Origin of the sequence: Leifsonia sp. NPDC014704, assembly GCF_043083605.1 — a bacterium.
Classification (GTDB): domain Bacteria; phylum Actinomycetota; class Actinomycetes; order Actinomycetales; family Microbacteriaceae; genus Leifsonia.
Window position 1 is genome coordinate 1,882,074 of sequence record NZ_JBIBYW010000001.1, and the last position, 16,712, is coordinate 1,898,785.

At 68.9% G+C, this 16,712-nt stretch carries 17 protein-coding genes and 1 tRNA gene; 5 read left to right on the top strand and 13 right to left on the bottom strand.

The window, feature by feature from the left end; translation table 11 throughout:
- Positions 1-117: 117 nt before the first annotated feature.
- Positions 118-363 carry a hypothetical protein gene (locus ACF1AJ_RS09160; RefSeq protein WP_179453764.1) on the top strand — a complete coding sequence of 82 codons (246 nt, stop codon included), beginning with the start codon at positions 118-120 and terminating at the stop codon, positions 361-363.
- Between the two features lie 41 nt (positions 364-404).
- Here ACF1AJ_RS09160 and ACF1AJ_RS09165 read toward each other — a convergent pair whose 3' ends face one another.
- Genes ACF1AJ_RS09165 through ACF1AJ_RS09185 form a run of 5 tightly spaced genes read right to left on the bottom strand, consistent with a single transcriptional unit; the run spans position 405 to position 3,406 of the window.
- The gene (locus ACF1AJ_RS09165; RefSeq protein ID WP_391507038.1) at positions 405-800 is read right to left on the bottom strand and encodes an Rv3654c family TadE-like protein; all 396 of its coding nucleotides are present in this window, start codon (positions 798-800) and stop codon (positions 405-407) included.
- Entirely contained in the window at positions 797-1,150 is a 354-nt protein-coding gene (locus ACF1AJ_RS09170) for a hypothetical protein (protein ID WP_391507039.1), read from the bottom strand. The genes ACF1AJ_RS09165 and ACF1AJ_RS09170 overlap by 4 nt, the downstream gene beginning before the upstream one ends.
- Positions 1,147-1,419 (bottom strand): DUF4244 domain-containing protein, encoded by a 273-nt coding sequence (locus tag ACF1AJ_RS09175; protein ID WP_391507040.1) that lies wholly within the window; start codon positions 1,417-1,419, stop codon positions 1,147-1,149. Before ACF1AJ_RS09175 ends, ACF1AJ_RS09170 begins: the two co-directional genes overlap by 4 nt.
- Before the next feature lie 59 nt (positions 1,420-1,478).
- Entirely contained in the window at positions 1,479-2,390 is a 912-nt protein-coding gene (locus ACF1AJ_RS09180) for a type II secretion system F family protein (RefSeq protein WP_391507041.1), read from the bottom strand.
- Positions 2,387-3,406: a TadA family conjugal transfer-associated ATPase gene (locus tag ACF1AJ_RS09185; RefSeq protein ID WP_391507042.1), complete on the bottom strand. Its 1,020-nt coding sequence runs from the start codon at positions 3,404-3,406 to the stop codon at positions 2,387-2,389. The genes ACF1AJ_RS09180 and ACF1AJ_RS09185 overlap by 4 nt, the downstream gene beginning before the upstream one ends.
- A gap of 345 nt (positions 3,407-3,751) precedes the next feature.
- On the opposite strand from ACF1AJ_RS09185, the gene acs reads away from it, so the two are divergent.
- A complete protein-coding gene (gene acs, locus ACF1AJ_RS09190; protein WP_391507043.1) occupies positions 3,752-5,701 on the top strand; it encodes an acetate--CoA ligase in 1,950 nt (649 codons plus the stop codon).
- Between the two features lie 58 nt (positions 5,702-5,759).
- On the opposite strand, the gene ACF1AJ_RS09195 is transcribed toward acs, so the two are convergent.
- Together ACF1AJ_RS09195 and ACF1AJ_RS09200 are read right to left on the bottom strand one after the other, a co-directional pair.
- Positions 5,760-6,230, bottom strand: a complete 471-nt coding sequence (locus ACF1AJ_RS09195) for a RidA family protein (RefSeq protein ID WP_391507044.1) — start codon at positions 6,228-6,230, stop codon at positions 5,760-5,762.
- A complete protein-coding gene (locus tag ACF1AJ_RS09200) occupies positions 6,230-6,397 on the bottom strand; it encodes a DUF4177 domain-containing protein (protein ID WP_157694628.1) in 168 nt (55 codons plus the stop codon). Before ACF1AJ_RS09200 ends, ACF1AJ_RS09195 begins: the two co-directional genes overlap by 1 nt.
- Positions 6,398-6,478: 81 nt before the next feature.
- On the opposite strand from ACF1AJ_RS09200, the gene ACF1AJ_RS09205 reads away from it, so the two are divergent.
- The 3 genes from ACF1AJ_RS09205 to ACF1AJ_RS09215 all read left to right on the top strand — a co-directional run bounded on the left by ACF1AJ_RS09205 (position 6,479) and on the right by ACF1AJ_RS09215 (position 10,126).
- The gene (locus ACF1AJ_RS09205; RefSeq protein WP_391507045.1) at positions 6,479-9,004 is read left to right on the top strand and encodes a transglycosylase domain-containing protein; all 2,526 of its coding nucleotides are present in this window, start codon (positions 6,479-6,481) and stop codon (positions 9,002-9,004) included.
- Positions 9,004-9,984 (top strand): metallophosphoesterase, encoded by a 981-nt coding sequence (locus ACF1AJ_RS09210; RefSeq protein ID WP_391507046.1) that lies wholly within the window; start codon positions 9,004-9,006, stop codon positions 9,982-9,984. The genes ACF1AJ_RS09205 and ACF1AJ_RS09210 overlap by 1 nt, the downstream gene beginning before the upstream one ends.
- A 68-nt stretch (positions 9,985-10,052) precedes the next feature.
- Positions 10,053-10,126, top strand: a tRNA-Pro gene (locus tag ACF1AJ_RS09215).
- 191 nt (positions 10,127-10,317) lie between these two features.
- Here ACF1AJ_RS09215 and msuE read toward each other — a convergent pair.
- The 6 genes from msuE to ACF1AJ_RS09245 form a co-directional block, all read right to left on the bottom strand.
- The gene (msuE, locus tag ACF1AJ_RS09220; RefSeq protein ID WP_391507047.1) at positions 10,318-10,908 is read right to left on the bottom strand and encodes an FMN reductase; all 591 of its coding nucleotides are present in this window, start codon (positions 10,906-10,908) and stop codon (positions 10,318-10,320) included.
- A gap of 88 nt (positions 10,909-10,996) precedes the next feature.
- Positions 10,997-12,007: an LLM class flavin-dependent oxidoreductase gene (locus ACF1AJ_RS09225; protein ID WP_391507048.1), complete on the bottom strand. Its 1,011-nt coding sequence runs from the start codon at positions 12,005-12,007 to the stop codon at positions 10,997-10,999.
- A gap of 77 nt (positions 12,008-12,084) precedes the next feature.
- The gene (locus ACF1AJ_RS09230) at positions 12,085-12,648 is read right to left on the bottom strand and encodes a hypothetical protein (protein ID WP_309856910.1); all 564 of its coding nucleotides are present in this window, start codon (positions 12,646-12,648) and stop codon (positions 12,085-12,087) included.
- Between the two features lie 51 nt (positions 12,649-12,699).
- Positions 12,700-14,577 (bottom strand): DUF4012 domain-containing protein, encoded by a 1,878-nt coding sequence (locus ACF1AJ_RS09235; RefSeq protein WP_391507049.1) that lies wholly within the window; start codon positions 14,575-14,577, stop codon positions 12,700-12,702.
- A 67-nt stretch (positions 14,578-14,644) separates the two neighbouring features.
- Positions 14,645-15,952: a UDP-glucose dehydrogenase family protein gene (locus ACF1AJ_RS09240; RefSeq protein WP_391507050.1), complete on the bottom strand. Its 1,308-nt coding sequence runs from the start codon at positions 15,950-15,952 to the stop codon at positions 14,645-14,647.
- 46 nt (positions 15,953-15,998) lie between these two features.
- Positions 15,999-16,673 (bottom strand): thymidine kinase, encoded by a 675-nt coding sequence (locus ACF1AJ_RS09245; protein ID WP_309856903.1) that lies wholly within the window; start codon positions 16,671-16,673, stop codon positions 15,999-16,001.
- Between the last annotated feature and the right edge of the window lie 39 nt (positions 16,674-16,712).

The window sequence follows — 16,712 nt, forward strand, 5'->3', positions numbered from 1 at the left end:
ATACACACCTTCGCCGCTTGTCCGCCTAATCGAGTGTTCGGCGTTCGCCGTCGGCGCAGCCGCGCGTACCGTCCGCCGACCCTATGCCGTCGATCCTCTGGGGAGGACAATGCGGGTATGGCAACGACGATGACGTACACCGCCAAATTGATCGACGGACCCCTGGAGGGCAAGACGATCTCGACCGGTTTCCTCGACTCCGGAGATGCCCGCCCCCGACTGGAGATCTCGGCACCAGCAGGCTCCAAGCACTACCTCTATGTGAGGGCGTCGGGAGCGGAGCTCGAGTACGCGTCCGATGACGGCCGCGGGCAGCGCCCCACTGCCGTCTCGTACCGCTATCTCGAGACCGTCTTCGACTGACCGGAACCGCACCGAGGCGCGCGGACACCTCCCGGCCCGGGTTATGACCCGCCGGGCGGTCCGGCGCGTGCCGAGGCGGTCGCCGCGAAGGCGAGGTAGGGAGCGGACGCGGTCACCGTGACGACCACCCCGTTCTGCTCGCAGCCCGTCAACGCAGCCCCGTTCAGCTGCGCGACGCCCTGCGCCACGTCGCAGGGCACCCCACCTGCGCGGCCGCTCGCCACGTCGGCGCCGGCCAGTGCCGCCAGGTCGGCTGCCATCGCCGCACGCGCGTGCGCCGCTCCGGCTCCGACCACCGCGATTCCGCTGGATGCCACCGTGACCACCGCGCAGACTGCTGCCAGCGCGAGCACAGAGCCGCTCCCCCGGTCGTGCGAAGCCAATGCCGCCACGAGCGTCGAGCGGCAGCACGGCGACTCGGGAACTCTCCGTCTCATCCCACGGCCGCCTCGTCGAGAGCGCACGCCCGCGCACTGAGCCGTATGCCGAGTCGACTCAGGACCGTATCGCCCTCCGCCGTCAGCCGCACGCACACCGTCCGCCCTTCCCTCTCGGTCACCGCCGCCGCTCCACCCGGGATCGAACCACCCGGGTCGTCGCCCCGGCCCTCCAATCGCGCCGCCGTCGCCGCCCCGCCCGCGAGTGCGCCATACTGCACTGCTCCGTAGAGAGCACCGACGCAGAGCGCGAGACAGGCGAGCACCGCCGGGAGAGCGACCGCGAACTCGGCCGTCACACTGCCCCGATCGTCGCGGATCTCGCGGCCGGACGCCGCTCTGGCGGTCATCCGCCCGACAGCGCACGGTGCACCAGGTCAGAGAGTATCGCCTTCACTTCATCGCCCTTCAGCAGGGCGACCAGGAGACCGGCGAATCCGACGGCGGCCACGATCGTGATGGCGTATTCGGCGGTCGCCGCGCCTCGATCGTCGGCGAGGCGTCGCCGAAACCGTCGGCCTAATCGTCGCCCGATCCGCCGCCGAAGTGGTCGCCTGCCGGTGCCACCCGCGCGCACGGCGACCTCGGCTGTTCGTTCTTCGCTCGTCATGTGGTTCATGACTCCATCCTTCGTTCCGAGGCTCGCGGCCGGGCGCCTGGGCGCCGATCTGTGGAAAGTCATCGGAGTCCCGCCGTTGTGGACGACAACAGCGACAGCACGAGCGGTACGACGGCCACCAGCAGGAAGCTGGGAAGGACGCAGACGCCCAAGGGCACCATCAGTCGGACCGCTAGGGTTGTCGCTCGCCGACGGCCGTCCGCCCGCGCCGCTCGGCGCTGTTGGCGCGCGGCGGCAACGAGGAGCTGGTTCGCGGGCGCTCCGGCCGCGGAGGCCAACCGGAGCACCTGCGCGACACCTCCCTCCTCCACCGAGCCCACTCCGGACTCCTCCGCAGCCTCTCTGGCGATCTCCTCGGCCGCGCGTGCCGACATGCCACCCGCTAGACCGACGGCGACGAGATCCTCCGCGAGCCCTGGCGGACGGGGGCGTGCGACCGCGCGCGTGACCAGCGCACGCATCCACCACCGGCCTGCCAGCATGAGGAGGATTCCGGTGCCGACCGCCGTCGCCCCGGGTATCGATCCCAGTGCGCCCACGAGGTCGGCCCCGAGCGCTCCCGCGAGCACGGCCCCGACAGCCGGCAACCACGAGACCAGCCTCGCCGTCGCGCGGGGACCGCTCAGGGCGACGTCGACCTCACGTTCGGTCTCCGCAGCGTCCCTGAGCGTCTCCGCCATCGCGCGCAATGCGTGGCCCAGCGGAGCGCCCGTCCGCTCGGCGACCCGCCACACCGCCGCCAGCATCCGCATGTCGCCGTCGTCCGCTGCCTGCAGAAGAGCAGACGCGCACGACGGCTGATCCTTGAGGGCGTTCGCGACCCGCTCCGCAAGCGGATGGGCGCCATATACGGCAGCGGCTTCCCAGGCGGACCGCGGGGGCAGCCCGGCGTCGAGCAGCACGGCGAGTGACTCGGCGAGCGCGGCAAGGCGATCCGGCCGCGTCCCCGCCGGCGCGGGCACTCGTCTCACGGGCGTGAACCGACGCGGCCAGCATCGCCGGCACCGACTGTCCCGACGCCATCCGTGCCGAGCTCCACGATGGCCAACCGGCCCGCGGCATCCAGCCGCAAGCGCCCGAAGCCCGACACCCCCCTGACGCCGTCGGCCCTCGAAAGATGCACCACCAGCCCGATCGCGCTCACGGCCTGTCTCGCCAACGCGTGGTCGTCCAACCCGGCCAATGCGCCGAGCGCTTCAAGACGCGCGGGAACGTCCTCCAGCGAGTTCGCATGCAGGGTGCCGGCGCCACCGTCGTGGCCCGTATTGAGGGCGGCCAGAAGGTCGCGCACCTCCTCACCCCGGCACTCTCCGAGCACAAGCCGGTCCGGGCGCATCCTCAAGGCCTCGCGCACGAGCCTGCGCAGGTCGACTCCACCGGCACCTTCCAGGTTCGGCTGCCGGGTCTCGAGACCGACGACGTGCGGATGAGGGATGCGCAGCTCCGCTACATCCTCGATCACGACGATCCGCTCATCCGGCGGGGCGTTGCCGAGGAGCGCCGCCAGGAGCGTCGTCTTGCCCGCGCCGCCTGCGCCGGTGATCAGGAGATTCGTCCTGGCCCGCACGGCTTCGAGCAGCCGATCCCGTTCGAGCGGGTCCATTCCTCCGCGGGCGACCAGCTCGTCGAGAGTCGGCTGCTCCCGCGCGGGCACGCGGATCGAGAGCAGGGCGCCTCCGGTGGACACAGGCGGGAGGACGGCATGGACCCGCACGCCCCCGGTCAGCCGGACATCCACGAAGGGCGTCGCCTCGTCGATGTGCCGACCGCCCGCGCCGATCAGTCGCACCGCCAGCTCCCGCGCGGTCTGCCTGTCGGCGCGCCAGCCGTCCTCCCGCCGCAAACCGTCCGGTGGCCCGTCGCTCCACAGCTCCCCCGATGCGGTCACGAAGAGATCGGTGACACCCGGCCGCAGAAGGTAGGGAGCGAGTGGTCCGAAGGTGCGCCAGAGTCCGGGAGACTCGTCGCCACGCTTGTGGTTCGTCATGCGACGACGCTAAAGATGCCCGACAGGCGTCCGGCGACTGCTCGCCATATCGGTGGAGAACTCGCCGCCGCATCCGACTGTGAACAACTGCCGCAGGAGCCGGCCTGCCGGTTAAAGAAGGGGGGCCGCACCTATTGGGGGGAACAGGTGCGGCCACTGCGGCGCAGGATTGGGGGGAATCGATTGCGCCGCACGCACGAATTTACATTCGGCCGGGGTCCAGTTTACGCAGAATCGATGCAAACGCAAGTCTCCTGGGGCGGCCGCTCGACCAGGTTGTAGAGTCAGGCATTGTCGCGCCACGACTCGTATCGACCGCATCGCAAAGGAGCGAAAAGACTCCCCATGAGCAACACAATCGACAACCTGCTGCACGAAGCCCGCCGGTTCCCGCCGAGCGACGAGTTCGCTGCGAACGCGATCGCCGACGCGGGCCTGTACGAGCGCGCGGCCGCCGACCGGCTGGGGTTCTGGGCCGACCAGGCTCGCGACCTGCTGCACTGGCACACGCCGTTCACGCGCACGCTGGACTGGAGCGAGCCTCCCTTCGCCAAGTGGTTCGACGACGGCGAGCTGAACGTCGCCTACAACTGCCTCGACCGGCACGTGCTCGCCGGCAACGGCGACCGCGTCGCGATCCACTGGGAGGGCGAGCCCGGCGACACCCGGACGATCACGTACGCCGAGCTCACGGCCGAGGTGAAGAAGGCGGCCAATCTCCTTACCAGCCTGGGCATCCGCGCCGGCGACCGCGTGGCGATCTACCTCCCGATGATCCCCGAGGCCGTCATCGCCATGCTCGCGGTCGCTCGAATCGGTGCCGTCCACTCCGTCGTCTTCGGCGGTTTCAGCGCCGAGAGCCTCCGCTCGCGCATCGACGACGCCGAGGCGAAGCTGGTGATCACCGCGGACGGCGGCTGGCGCAAGGGCCGCGTCTTCCCCCTCAAGGATGCGGTGGATGCGGCGCTCACCGGCGACGCCACCACGGTCGAGCACGTGCTCGTGGTCAAGCGCGGCGAGAACGAGGTCGCCTGGACCGAGGGTCGGGACCTGTGGTGGCACGACGAGATCGCGCTGGTCGACGCCGACCACGTGGCGAAGGCCTTCCCGGCCGAGCAGCCGCTCTTCATCCTCTACACGTCCGGGACGACGGGGAAGCCGAAGGGCATCCTGCACACCACCGGCGGATACCTGACGCAGGCCTCTTTCACCCATAAGTTCGTCTTCGACCTGCACCCGGAGTCGGACGTCTACTGGTGCAGCGCCGACGTCGGATGGATCACCGGCCACACCTACGTCGTCTACGGGCCGCTGGCGAACGGCGCCACGCAGGTGATGTATGAGGGCACCCCCGAGACGCCGCACCCCGGCCGGTGGTGGGAGCTGATCGAGAAGTACAAGGTCTCGACCTTCTACACGGCGCCGACCGCGATCCGCTCGTTCATGAAGCTGGGCCGGCAGCACCCGCAGAAGTTCGACCTGTCGAGCCTGCGGGTCCTCGGTTCGGTCGGTGAGCCGATCAACCCGGAGGCGTGGATGTGGTACCGCGAGGTCATCGGCGGCGACGTGACCCCGATCGTCGACACCTGGTGGCAGACCGAGACCGGCGCGATCATGGTCTCGGCCCTCCCGGGTGTCACGACGCTGAAACCGGGGAGCGCCCAGGTGCCCCTGCCGGGCATCTCGATCGACATCCTCGACGAGGCGGGCACGCCCGTCGGCAAGGACCAGGGCGGCCTGCTCGTCGTCACGGAGCCGTGGCCGAGCATGCTCCGCGGAATCTGGGGCGACCCGGAGCGCTTCAAGGAGACCTATTGGTCGAAGTTCGGCGACAAGTACTTCGCCGGCGACGGCGCTCGCTACGACAAGGACGGCGACATCTGGCTGCTCGGCCGGGTGGACGACGTCATGAACGTCTCCGGCCACCGCCTGTCGACAGCGGAGATCGAGTCCGCGCTGGTCGCGCATCCCTTCACGGCCGAGGCCGCGGTCGTCGGGGCGAACGACGAGACGACCGGACAGGCCGTCGTCGCGTTCGTGATCATCAAGCAGAACCAGCTGGAGCAGGCCGGTGCGATGGATGTCGCGGCCGAGCTGCGCAAGCACGTCGCCGAGCAGATCGGCGCGATCGCGCGGCCTCGTGACATCTTCATCGTCACGGAGCTGCCCAAGACGCGATCGGGCAAGATCATGCGGCGCCTGCTACGGGATGTGGCCGAGGGCCGGGAGGTCGGCGACACCACGACCCTGGCGGACACCGCGGTGATGAGTTCGATCCAGGCCAAGCTCTCGTAGCCGCAGACGACTAAAAGGGGCGGCACCGGTGGGTGCCGCCCCTTTGTCGTATCCGGGCTCAGTCCACGGCGAGGATCAGCTCCACCTCGACCGGCGCGTCGAGGGGCAGCACCGCGACGCCAACGGCGGAGCGGGCGTGGACGCCGGCGTCGCCGAAGATGTCGCCGAGCACCTCCGACGCCCCGTTGATGACCGCGGGCTGGCCGGTGAACGCGGGGTCGGAGGAGACGAAGCCGACGACCTTCACCACCCGGGTCACTCGATCGAGAGAGCCGAGGACGCTCTTCGCGGCGGCAAGCGCGTTCAGCGCGCAGATCCGTGCGTACTCCTTGGCATCGGCGGGCGGGACGAGACCGGCGCCCTCGCCGACCTTGCCGGTCGCGGGAAGGGCTCCGGCCACCATCGGCAGCTGCCCCGAGGTGTAGATGTGGTGCCCGTCGAGCACCGCCGGCGTGTATGCCGCGACCGGCGGGACCACGTCGGGCAGGTTGATACCGAGCTGCGCCAGACGCGCGTCGACGTCCGCCATCAGGCCTGCTCCCCGTCCGTCACGGGGCGCTTCAGATAGGCGACGAGTCCGCCCTCCGGACCGGTGACGATCTGCACCAGCTCCCAGCCCTCCGACCCCCAATTGTTCAGGATCGCTGCGGTGTTGTGAATCATCAGCGGGGTGGTCAGGTACTCCCAGCGCGGCATCGTGCTCCTCGGATCGGGGGATTTTGCAGGTTCATCACCTACTCTGATCCTATGTCTGCGCAAAAACCACAGGCTAGAGGTGTGCTCGGCGCCGCCGGTGCGTTCATCGGCATGAGTGTTGTGGCCGGTCTTCTGGTCACCGCCGCTGTCACGCCCGCGATCGCTGTGACGGGGATGGCGGCCAACAACAGCATCGGCGTGTTCGAGGGACTCCCGGAGTACCTGAACGTCGACCAGTTGGCCCAGCCGACCACCATCTATGCCAAGAACGGCGACCAGGACGTCCCGCTCGCCACGTTCTACTCCCAGAACCGCCTGCCGGTCGCTTTCGACCAGATCTCGCAGGCGGCGAAGGATGCCGCGATCGCGGGTGAAGATCCTCGCTTCTACACGCACGGCGGTGTCGACATCCAGGGCACGGTGCGCGGTGTGCTCTCCACCGTCGCCGGCGGTGGTGTGCAGGGCGGTTCCTCGATCACCCAGCAGTACGTGAAGAACGTGCTGCTGCAGAAGTGCGAGGCGCTCCCGGTGAAGACCAAGGAGCAGAAGGCCAAATACCAGCAGTGCGTGGATGACTCCACGGGTGTCTCCCCTGACCGCAAGGTCAAGGAGATGAAGTACGCGATCGGGATCGAGAAGAAGTACACCAAGGACCAGATCCTGGTCGGATACCTCAACATCGCCGGTTTCGGCGGCACCGTCTACGGCATCGAGGCCGCAGCGCATTACTACTACAACACCACCGCGGCAGCGCTCACCCCTGCGCAGGCGGCCAGCCTGATCGCGATCGTCAACGAACCGACCAGCCTGAAGATCGACAACCCGGAGTCGGAGACCAACGGCGCCGCGAACGGGTACGCGAAGAACAAGGACCGCCGGGACTACATCCTCCAGAAGATGTACCAGTACAAGCGCCTGACGAAGGCGCAGTACGAGGAGGCGGTCAAGACCCCCATCCAGCCGGCGATCACGCCGTCCGAACGGGGATGCCAGACCGCGGGCGGGTCGGCGTACTTCTGCGACTATGTCCAGAAGATCATCCTCAACGACCCCACCTTCGGCGCTGACAAAGACACCCGCGCCTCCAACTTCAACCGCGGCGGCTACAAGATCTACACCAGCCTCGACCTCCAGCTGCAGCAGGTCGCCGAGGAGACCATCAACTCCTATGTGCCGAAGGTCTACAAGGAGATCGATCTCGGCGGTGTGCTCGTGGGCGTGCAGCCCGGCACGGGCCGCGTCCTGTACATGGCGCAGAACAAGACCTACAGCCAAGACCCCGAGGTCCTGAACCAGAGCAAGGAGTACACCTCCGTCAATTACGCGACGGATCAGGAGTACGGCGGTTCGAACGGCTTCCAGGTGGGGTCCACGTACAAGGTGTTCACGCTCGCCGAGTGGCTCAAGCAGGGCCACTCGCTCAACGAGACGGTGAACGCCAACGTCCGCACCTACAACCAGGCGAACTTCAAGGACAGCTGCCCCGGTGCCGCATGGGGCGGCCCCTGGAAGCCGACCAATGACTCCCCTGGCGAGGAAGGGATGCGAAGCGCTCAGAACGCGACGACCAACTCGATCAACACCGCGTTCGTGGCGATGGCCTATCAGCTCGACCTGTGCGAGATCAAAAAGGATGCTGAGGCCTTCGGCGTGCACACTGCCACGGGAAGCCCCCTCGACTCGAACCCCGCCTCCGTTCTCGGGACGAACAACATCGCTCCGCTGACCATGGCGACCGCTTTCGCCGGCATCGCCAACAACGGCCTCACCTGCTCGCCGATCGCGATCGACAAGATCGTCGACGGCAACGGCAAGGAGGTTCCTCCGCCTGCAACGAAGTGCACCCAGTCGGTCGACCCTGCGATCGCCAACACGATGGCCAAGGCGCTTCAGGGGCCCATCCAGAACGGCACCGCGGCGAACATGAACCGCACCGGCAAGGACATGCTCGGCAAGACCGGAACCACCGACGGCAACGAGCAGCTCTGGCTTGTCGCGTCCACGACGAAGGTCGCGGGCGCCTACTGGGTCGGCAACATCTCGGGCCACCAGGACATGCGACGTATCTACCCGACCCATGGCACCACCCCGGCCATCGCCCGTACGGCGGTCATGCGCACCATGATGACGGCCGCTGTCGGCAAGTACGGCGGCGACGACTTCCCGGCTGCTCCCGACAAGCTGACGCGCGGTGTCCAGGTCGCTGTTCCGGATCTGACCGGTAAGACGCCCGACGAGGCGAAGTCGATCCTGACCGGACTCGGACTCGACTCGGCCGACGGCGGCCCGCAGGACTCGGTCGCCCCCGCAGGAACGATCTCGGCAACCGATCCGGCCCCGGGAACCCAGGTCACTAAGGGAACCGCCATCACCCTGTTCACCAGCAACGGCTCCCTCGTGGCCGTGCCGAATGTGGTGGGCCAGAAGTACGGTGACGCGCTCGCAACGCTGACCGCTGCCGGATTCAAGGTGAAGACCGCCGGCGGCAATAGTCCCACCGCGGTCGTCCAGGCACAGGATCCGGCGGGCAATGCCCCCGCCAAGCCGGGAACCCAAGTCACCCTGACGTTGGCCGCCGTCCAGCCGACACCGGGCACGGGCGGATAGTGGCGCGCGGAGTCCTTCGACCGGCGGCGTCCGCCCTGGCGTTTGTCGCCGGGGCGGGCGCTGCCGCGTTCGCCTATGGTTCGCTGGTGGAGCGTCGCGCGTACACGCTGCGCGAGGTGAGCGCGCCGGTGCTTCCGGCCGGGGCGCAGCCGATCCGCGTGCTCCACCTCTCCGACCTGCACATGGCGCCCTGGCAGCGGGACAAGCAGGAGTGGATCCGGTCCCTCGCCCGGCTGAAGCCGGACCTGATCGTCGAGACCGGGGACGTGCTCGGCCATGCCCGGGGCCTCGAGGGCGTCCGTGCCGCCTACGACGGCTTCCGCGGCATACCGGGCGTCTTCGTGCACGGATCCAACGACTACTTCGGCCCGCAGGCGAAGAACCCGCTGAAGTACTTCCTCGGCCCGTCGAAGAAGCGCCCGTCGACCGCCCCGCGGCTCGACACGGCCGCCCTGACGGCGTACTTCCGCGATCTGGGCTGGACCGACCTGGACAACCGCGCAGCCGGCCTGGAGGTCCGGGGAACGCACCTCGAGTTCTTCGGTGTCGACGACCCGCACATCCGTTTCGACCGGGTGGAGGCCATCCCCGGCGCTCTGGACCAGCTGCGCGAGGACGACCCGTTCTCGGACGACAACGCCTGGCCGGATGAGGGCCCGAGCGAGCAGCGGCAGGCGGTCACCATCGGTGTCACGCATTCGCCGTACCGTCGCATCCTCGACGCCTTCGTCACCTACGGTGCGTCGATGATCTTCGCGGGCCACACGCACGGCGGTCAGGTCTGCGTTCCGGGGTTCGGCGCGCTGGTCACGAACTGCGACATCCCACGCGCACAGGTGAAGGGGTTGAGCGTCTGGCGCCATGCCTTCCGCTCTGCGTACCTCAATGTGTCGGCGGGCCTCGGCACGTCGATCTTCGCGCCGGTGCGCTTCGCCTGCCGCCCGGAGGCGTCGCTGGTCACGCTGACGCCCGCGCCGTGAAGCGAGGTGCCGAGCAGGGTGCTGTGGTCATGACCACTCCCCCGCTCGTGTATCCTGGATGAGGCCTTCGGGGTGTGGCGCAGCTTGGTAGCGCGCTTCGTTCGGGACGAAGAGGCCGCAGGTTCAAATCCTGTCACCCCGACGTAATGAAGAAAGAGGAAGTCCCCCGGCTCGCATCGAGCCGGGGGGCTTCCTCTTTCTCCATTACTCGCTGATGTCTATTGGGGTCCCCGCCCGCGAGGGGCCCCGGGCGCCGCTCCGAGCGCCAGCGAGGACGGCGTTCGGGGTAGCGGGTGGGGCGCACCGCGCGACATCCGTGGAGAAGCGGTAGACCTAAAACGCGTCCGGCCGAGCGAACTCCGGCTCCGCGAGCCGCGACACGGAGTCGTCAGAGCGCACCAGAGGCAGCGTCCGCGCCACAGCCGTGTCGATGCGATCCCGCAGGTCCTGAGACCGGATCGCGTAATCCTCGAAGTCGCTCTCCGCAGCGTAGATGCCCAGGGGCAGCGTCAGCGACTGGAAGAACCCGAACAGCGGACGCATCTGGTGCTCGACCAGCAGCGCGTGCCGGTCGCTGCCTCCTGTCGCCGTCAGGACGACCGGCTTGTCGACCAGGGCGTACTGGCCGACATGGTCGAAGAAGAGCTTGAACAGGCCCGTGTACGTGGCGCGGTAGGCGGGCGACCCGACCACGAGGATGTCGGCGTTCTCGACCGCTTCGAGGGCCTCCGTGACCGTCGGGCTGAGACTGTTCCGGAAGGGACCGGCGCCGAGCTCCGGAAGAAGGGGCGCAAGCCGGATGGTGCGGGCGATGCCCCCGGACGCCTCGGCATAGGCGCGCGTGACCTCGTCCACGAGCACGGTGGTGCGCGACGGGTGGGTCGGGCTTCCGCTCACTCCGACCACGTTGAGTGGATGCGACATGTGGGAACCGCCTTCTGGCTGGGGACCGGGATTTCGCCCAACGGTACCCGGAGCCGCCCCGCATCGCTCGGGGCGGCGTCACGGTCCGTCATGCTGCGGGGTACAGCTCCCGGACGATCTCGAGTGAGCGGATGCGCCCCTCCAACGTTGCGGCGCCGGACGAGATCATCAGCTCGTCCACCTGGGTGGACGCCAGCAGGGCCTCCAGCCGCCCCTTCACCTCGTCGGGCGTTCCGATCGCCTGACGGGCGTTGCGGGCGGCGATGAACTCCTCCTCCAGCGGCGTGAACTCGTGGGCGAGCGCCTCCTCCACACTGACCGGCTCGGGCTTCAGTCCCTGACGCATCCGCAGGAAGGACAGCTGCCCGGGAAGCGACAGCGCGCGCACGGTCTGCGGGTCCTCATCCGCAATGACGTTCACCGCGATCATCGTGTGCGGCTCGGCCAGCGTGTCGCTCGGCTCGAATCGCGAACGGTACAGGTTCAGCGCGGCCTCGGTGTTCTCACCGGCGAAGTGATGGGCGAACGCGAACGGGATGCCGAGGGCGGCGGCCACCTGGGCGCTGTAGCCGCTCGAGCCCAGCAGCCAGATCTGCGGTGCGTCGCCGAGGCCGGGGATGGCGGTGATGCCGTGCAGGGGGTTGGCGTCGCTCATGCCACCGTAGAAGAAGCCGAAGAGGTCGAGGAGCTGCTGCGGGAAGTCTTCGACGCCGAGTCCCTCCGGGCTCCGGCGCAGGGCCATCGCGGTGGCCCCGTCGGTGCCCGGCGCGCGGCCGATGCCGAGGTCGATGCGGTCGCCGTACAGGGCGCGCAGGGTGCCGAACTGCTCGGCCACCACCAGCGGCGCGTGGTTGGGCAGCATCACTCCTCCGCTGCCGACGCGGATGCGCTCGGTCGCCGCAGCGACTCCGGCGATGAGGACGGCCGGAGCGCTCGACGCGATGGCGGGCATGCCGTGGTGCTCGGCGACCCAGAACCTCTCGTAGCCGAGCCGTTCGGCCGCTTGCGCCAGCTGTATGGTGCCGGCGACGGCATCGGCGTTGGTGCCCCCGGCGGGGCGGCTGGCGAGGTCGAGGACGTTGAGGGGGATGCTGCTCACCCCAGGTGCAACGCAGCCCCGGACACAGCGATTCCCGGCCGGCTCGAGGCCGACCGGGAATCACCGGGTTTGGATCGTCAGGACGCCTTGAGCTTGCGCACCCAGCCCACGATCGCCAGGGCGATCAGTCCGAGGACGACGAGCGAGCCGCCCATCCATGCCGCCCAGGTGGCGACGACGGAGCCGGTGTGGGCCAGTCCGTCGCTGCTGCCCGGGTCGAGGACGGTGCTCGCCTGGTCGGCCGGCAGTACGGTCAGGGAGGCGGGGCACTCGTGGCCGCTGCTCTGTCCGTGTCCGACGACGCTGTAGGTGCCCGAGGCGCTCGCGGGGAGTGTCACGGTGAGCACATCGCTGCCGTCCGCGTTCGCGTGCTTCACGAACGAAAGACTGCTGTCGGCGGTGCGGAGCGAGGCGAGCTTAAAGCCGGCGCCGTCCTGCCCTGTCACGGTCCAATTGATCGCCTCACCGGGCGACCACGTGCCCGGGATGCAGATGAGGGTGGCCGTGCCGCCCGCCTCTGCGACGCTGACGTCGAACTTGCACTGGGCGCCGTCGGTGTAGTTGACGGCGTTCGCCGCGGCCGGAGCCGCAAGCAGCAGCCCCGCGGTCACGGCGATAGCCGCCAGAATCTTCTTGAACATCGGCCGCCTTTCTGTTGGGGCCCGGCTCGCGGTCCGGTTAATGAGTAATTCTCACTTTACGACGGACGAGCACTGGACGACAATGGGGGCGACGGCGTTGCGTGCCCCCACATCGGGGGTCGTGCCGTCCCCCGGAAGCGTCGGCGTGGTCACGACGCTGAGGTCCGACGACGTCTGCTGGTCGTTCAGGAACTGCACGGTGACGGTCTTCGACTCGCCCGGAGCCAGCTCGACCGTGTAGAGGCTGACCGGCCGGGAGCGATCGACGCCGGCGACGGTGGTGTAGTTCTCTCCCCCGCTCAGCGTCGCGGCGAGGAGACCTCCCGTTGGTCCGTAGACGGCGACCCGCGTGCGGATGTTGCCCGGTGTCACGCCGTATGTCCCGCCACCGGTCACGTAGCGCGGAAGAGAGGTCCCGGCGTCTGCAGGCGCCCTGTTGGTCAGCGTCACGGTGACGACGGTCGATGGCTTGCCGTCGGCGCGGCAGACGGCGGATCCGGCGGCGACCGAGGTGCGGAGGTAGTAGTCCATCTTGGCGCCGGTCGCGTCGTTGAAGTACACGCCGATGCCCGCGGTCGACAGATCGGATGCGGGAAGGCCGCCAGCGAGCGTCGTGCCTGCGAGCACCTTCTGGTCCTCGGAGTGGGCGGTCCAGATCAGCACCCGGCGCGACTCGCCGGCATCCGCCAGCGCCGTCAGCAGCTTCTTCGCATCCACGTCGCCGGACGACATCCGATCGAACACGGCACTCGCGGCGGACGCGAAGAAGGCGTCCTGCTGCGCCGGATCCTCGTAGCGCTGATAGACGTCGCTCAGGAGCAGCTTCACGGCATTGGCGGAGGTGAGCCGATCACCGGTCTGCAAGGTCACCGGGCCCGTCGCCTTGAGAAGACCGCTGAGCACGACCGGGTCGACGGCGACCACGCCGTCGACGGTGCCGCCGTAGGTCGTGGTCCACATCCGCGAGGCGGTCGCTGCGGCGAGCGGGAAGTCGGGAGTGAGGTTGGCATCCTGCAGGTATCGCCCGACGAGGGGTCCATAGAGGCCCTCGGTGTTCAGCGGGACGTCGGCGACCGGGGTCTTCCACGGACCGATGGAGGTGCCCGCCTCCTGGCGTTGCAGCGTCACGGCGCCGTTGTCGGCGTGCACGAGGGCGACGGCGCCGATCAGGCCGCCCGTCGCACGGAGCTCTGCCGGGTTCTGCGCGGCCAGGAGGTAGTCGCGCGGGCCATCGGCGCCGAGCATCGAGGGAAGAAGCCGAACGGCATTGCCCAGAGCGTCCATCTCCGGGGCCGCCTTGTCGAGCACATCGTGCAGGCGATCCACACCGGACGCGACGGGACTCACGAGAGCGCCGGTCTCGATCGTCGCGACGCTCGCGCGGGCGGCGATGAACGCGGTCCGCGCCTTCGCGACAGCAGGTTGCGCTGCCGTGATGGGCGCGAGGTCGATCCGGCCGTCCGTGATGGCCAGCGCCCGGAGGTCCACGCCGGTGCCCGCGGCGACCAACGGACGCACAACGCGCGAGGCCACATCGTCGGAGGCGGCTGCGGCCGTACGGACCGCCGCGAGGTTCGGCCCGAGCCACGGGACGGCTTCGACGGTGACCCAGACCGGGTCAGAGGTGAGCGCCGCGGCCTCGTGCGTCTTCCGGCTCAGCGAGTCGGCGGCGCGGCCCGCGGCGGGGAGGTCTCCCGTCGCGATCGCGGACTTCACCTGCTCGGCCGCCGGGATGGCGTCCGTGAGGGCGCGCTGGGCCAGGAAGCCGCGGACACCGATCCACACGATGGTGAAAAGCAGGATGGCGCCCAACCCCACGAGGATGCCGACGAGCACGGGATGACGCAGCCTTCGACGTCGTCGCGGCGCGACCGACGGCCCGACCGCGGGACGCGGCGGCGCGTCCGGCTCCGTGAGACCTGTCGCCATGCGACAAATCTAACAAATCCTCACTTTTTTGGCGGCCCCCAAATGGGGCGAGTTATGAGGAGGCTGTTCAGCGGCCCAAACCGCGGTACGTCCACCCGGCTCCGCGCCACGCCGTCGGGTCGAGTGCATTGCGCCCATCGATCACCGTGCGATGTGCCACGAGTTCGCCGACCGCTGCCGGATCGAGGCCTGTGAACTCCGGCCATTCCGTGATCAGGACGACGACGTCCGCATCCCAAACGGCCTCCTCCGCCGTGTCGGCGAACCGCAGCTGTGGCGCACGACGTCGCGCGTTGTCGACGGCCTGAGGATCTGTCGCGGTGACGATGGCCCCCGCGTCGGCGAGTCGCATGGCGATGTCCAGCGCCGGGGAGTCGCGGATGTCGTCCGAGTGCGGCTTGAACGCGAGTCCCAGCACACCGACGCGCACGCCGGCCAGCCCACCGGCCTCCTCGCGCACCAGCTCGACGACGCGCGTCCGGCGGCGCAGGTTGATCTGGTCCACCTCGTCGAGGAAGCGGACGGCGTCGCCCTTGCCGAGCTCGCGGGCCCTGGCGCTGAACGCGCGGATGTCCTTGGGCAGGCAGCCGCCGCCGAATCCGACGCCCGCGTTGAGGAAGCGGCGGCCGATGCGTGCGTCGTGGCCGATCGCATCGGCGAGCTTGGTCACATCCGCGCCGGTCACCTCGGCGATCTCGGCCATCGCGTTGATGAAGGAGATCTTCGTGGCGAGGAAGGCGTTGGCCGAGACCTTCACGAGTTCGGAGGTGGCGTAGTCGGTCACGATGACCGGAGTCCCCGCGGCGACCGCGGACGCGTAGACCTCGTCGAGCAGCCGGGCGGCCCGCTCCCCCGCCTCGCCCTCGGGCACGCCGTACACGAGCCGGTCCGGGCTCACGGTGTCGCTCACCGCGAATCCCTCACGGAGGAACTCGGGATTCCAGGCGAGGGTAACCTCCGGCTGCGCCTGTGCGACCAGCTCCGCCAGACGTGCGGCGGTCCCGACCGGGACCGTGCTCTTGCCGACGATGAGGTCGCCGGGCTTCACGTGCTCCAGGAGGGAGGCGAACGCGGCGTCGACGAAGCGCATGTCCGCCGCATCCCCGTCCGCGACCTGCGGTGTGCCCACGGCGACGAAGTGGACGTCGGCCTCGGACACGGCCGAGAAGTCCGTCGTGAAGCGCAGACGCCCCGACGGAGCCGCCGACTCGAGGACCTCCGGCAAGCCGGGCTCGAAGAACGGCGGACGACCGGCGGAGAGGAGGGCGATCTTGGCCGCGTCGACATCGATGCCGACGACGTCGTGGCCCAGATGGGCCATCGACGCGGCGTGAACCGCTCCGAGGTAGCCGCAGCCGATCACGGAGATTCTCATGGTGTGCAGTTCCTTCGGGTGAAGTCGCCTTCGGGCGTGGTGAGGATCAGGTGAAGTCGGGGTCGGGCTCGTCGACGTAGGCGGGAGCCGCCTCGACCGGCCAGTGCCGGCGACCGTTGTTGAGCACCCCTCGACTTTCCTGAAGGTAGCAGTTTCCGCAGAGAGACTCGTACGAGACCGACGCACCGTCGATCGCGACCTGGTCCCCGTCGAAGACGAACACCCCGTCGATCTTGCGCGCGTTGAAGATCGCCTTGCGGCCGCAGCGGCAGATCGTCTTCAGCTCCTCCAGGCTGTGCGCGACCTCCAGCAGTCGACGGCTGCCGGGGAACGCGACCGTCTGGAAGTCGGTACGGATGCCGTAGGCGAGCACCGGGACGTTGTCGAGCAGCGCGATGCGCAGCAGATCGTCGACCTGCGCCTCGGTGAGGAACTGCGCCTCATCCACCAGAAGGGCGCTGATGTCGGTGTCGAAGCGCTTGATGGTGCGTTCGCGGTGCCGCTGGAAGGCTCCATAAGCATCGGTCTCGGGCGCGATGAGGAAATCGACTTCGCGAGTGACACCCAGTCGGGACAGGATGCCCAGGTCACCCTTCGTGTCGATCGACGGCTTCGTGAGCAGGACGCGGTGGCCGCGCTCCTCGTAGTTGTAGGCGGCCTGAAGCATGGCCGTGCTCTTGCCGCTGTTCATCGCTCCGTAGCGGAAATACAGTTTTGCCACGCACCGATCCTATGTGGCGGGGATGCCGGAAGCCCGATG

Bases quoted from the DNA above. Each gene is read 5' to 3' on its own strand.
- ACF1AJ_RS09240 (WP_391507050.1), bottom strand. From the start codon at position 15,952: ATGAGAATCTCCGTGATCGGCTGCGGCTACCTCGGAGCGGTTCACGCC.
- ACF1AJ_RS09195 (WP_391507044.1), bottom strand. From the start codon at position 6,230: ATGGCGGACGTCGACGCGCGTCTGGCGCAGCTCGGTATCAACCTGCCC.
- msuE (WP_391507047.1), bottom strand. From the start codon at position 10,908: ATGTCGCATCCACTCAACGTGGTCGGAGTGAGCGGAAGCCCGACCCAC.
- ACF1AJ_RS09200 (WP_157694628.1), bottom strand. From the start codon at position 6,397: ATGCCGCGCTGGGAGTACCTGACCACCCCGCTGATGATTCACAACACC.
- ACF1AJ_RS09175 (WP_391507040.1), bottom strand. From the start codon at position 1,419: ATGAACCACATGACGAGCGAAGAACGAACAGCCGAGGTCGCCGTGCGC.
- ACF1AJ_RS09185 (WP_391507042.1), bottom strand. From the start codon at position 3,406: ATGACGAACCACAAGCGTGGCGACGAGTCTCCCGGACTCTGGCGCACC.
- ACF1AJ_RS09235 (WP_391507049.1), bottom strand. From the start codon at position 14,577: ATGGCGACAGGTCTCACGGAGCCGGACGCGCCGCCGCGTCCCGCGGTC.
- acs (WP_391507043.1), top strand. From the start codon at position 3,752: ATGAGCAACACAATCGACAACCTGCTGCACGAAGCCCGCCGGTTCCCG.
- ACF1AJ_RS09170 (WP_391507039.1), bottom strand. From the start codon at position 1,150: ATGACCGCCAGAGCGGCGTCCGGCCGCGAGATCCGCGACGATCGGGGC.
- ACF1AJ_RS09165 (WP_391507038.1), bottom strand. From the start codon at position 800: ATGAGACGGAGAGTTCCCGAGTCGCCGTGCTGCCGCTCGACGCTCGTG.
- ACF1AJ_RS09230 (WP_309856910.1), bottom strand. From the start codon at position 12,648: ATGTTCAAGAAGATTCTGGCGGCTATCGCCGTGACCGCGGGGCTGCTG.
- ACF1AJ_RS09160 (WP_179453764.1), top strand. From the start codon at position 118: ATGGCAACGACGATGACGTACACCGCCAAATTGATCGACGGACCCCTG.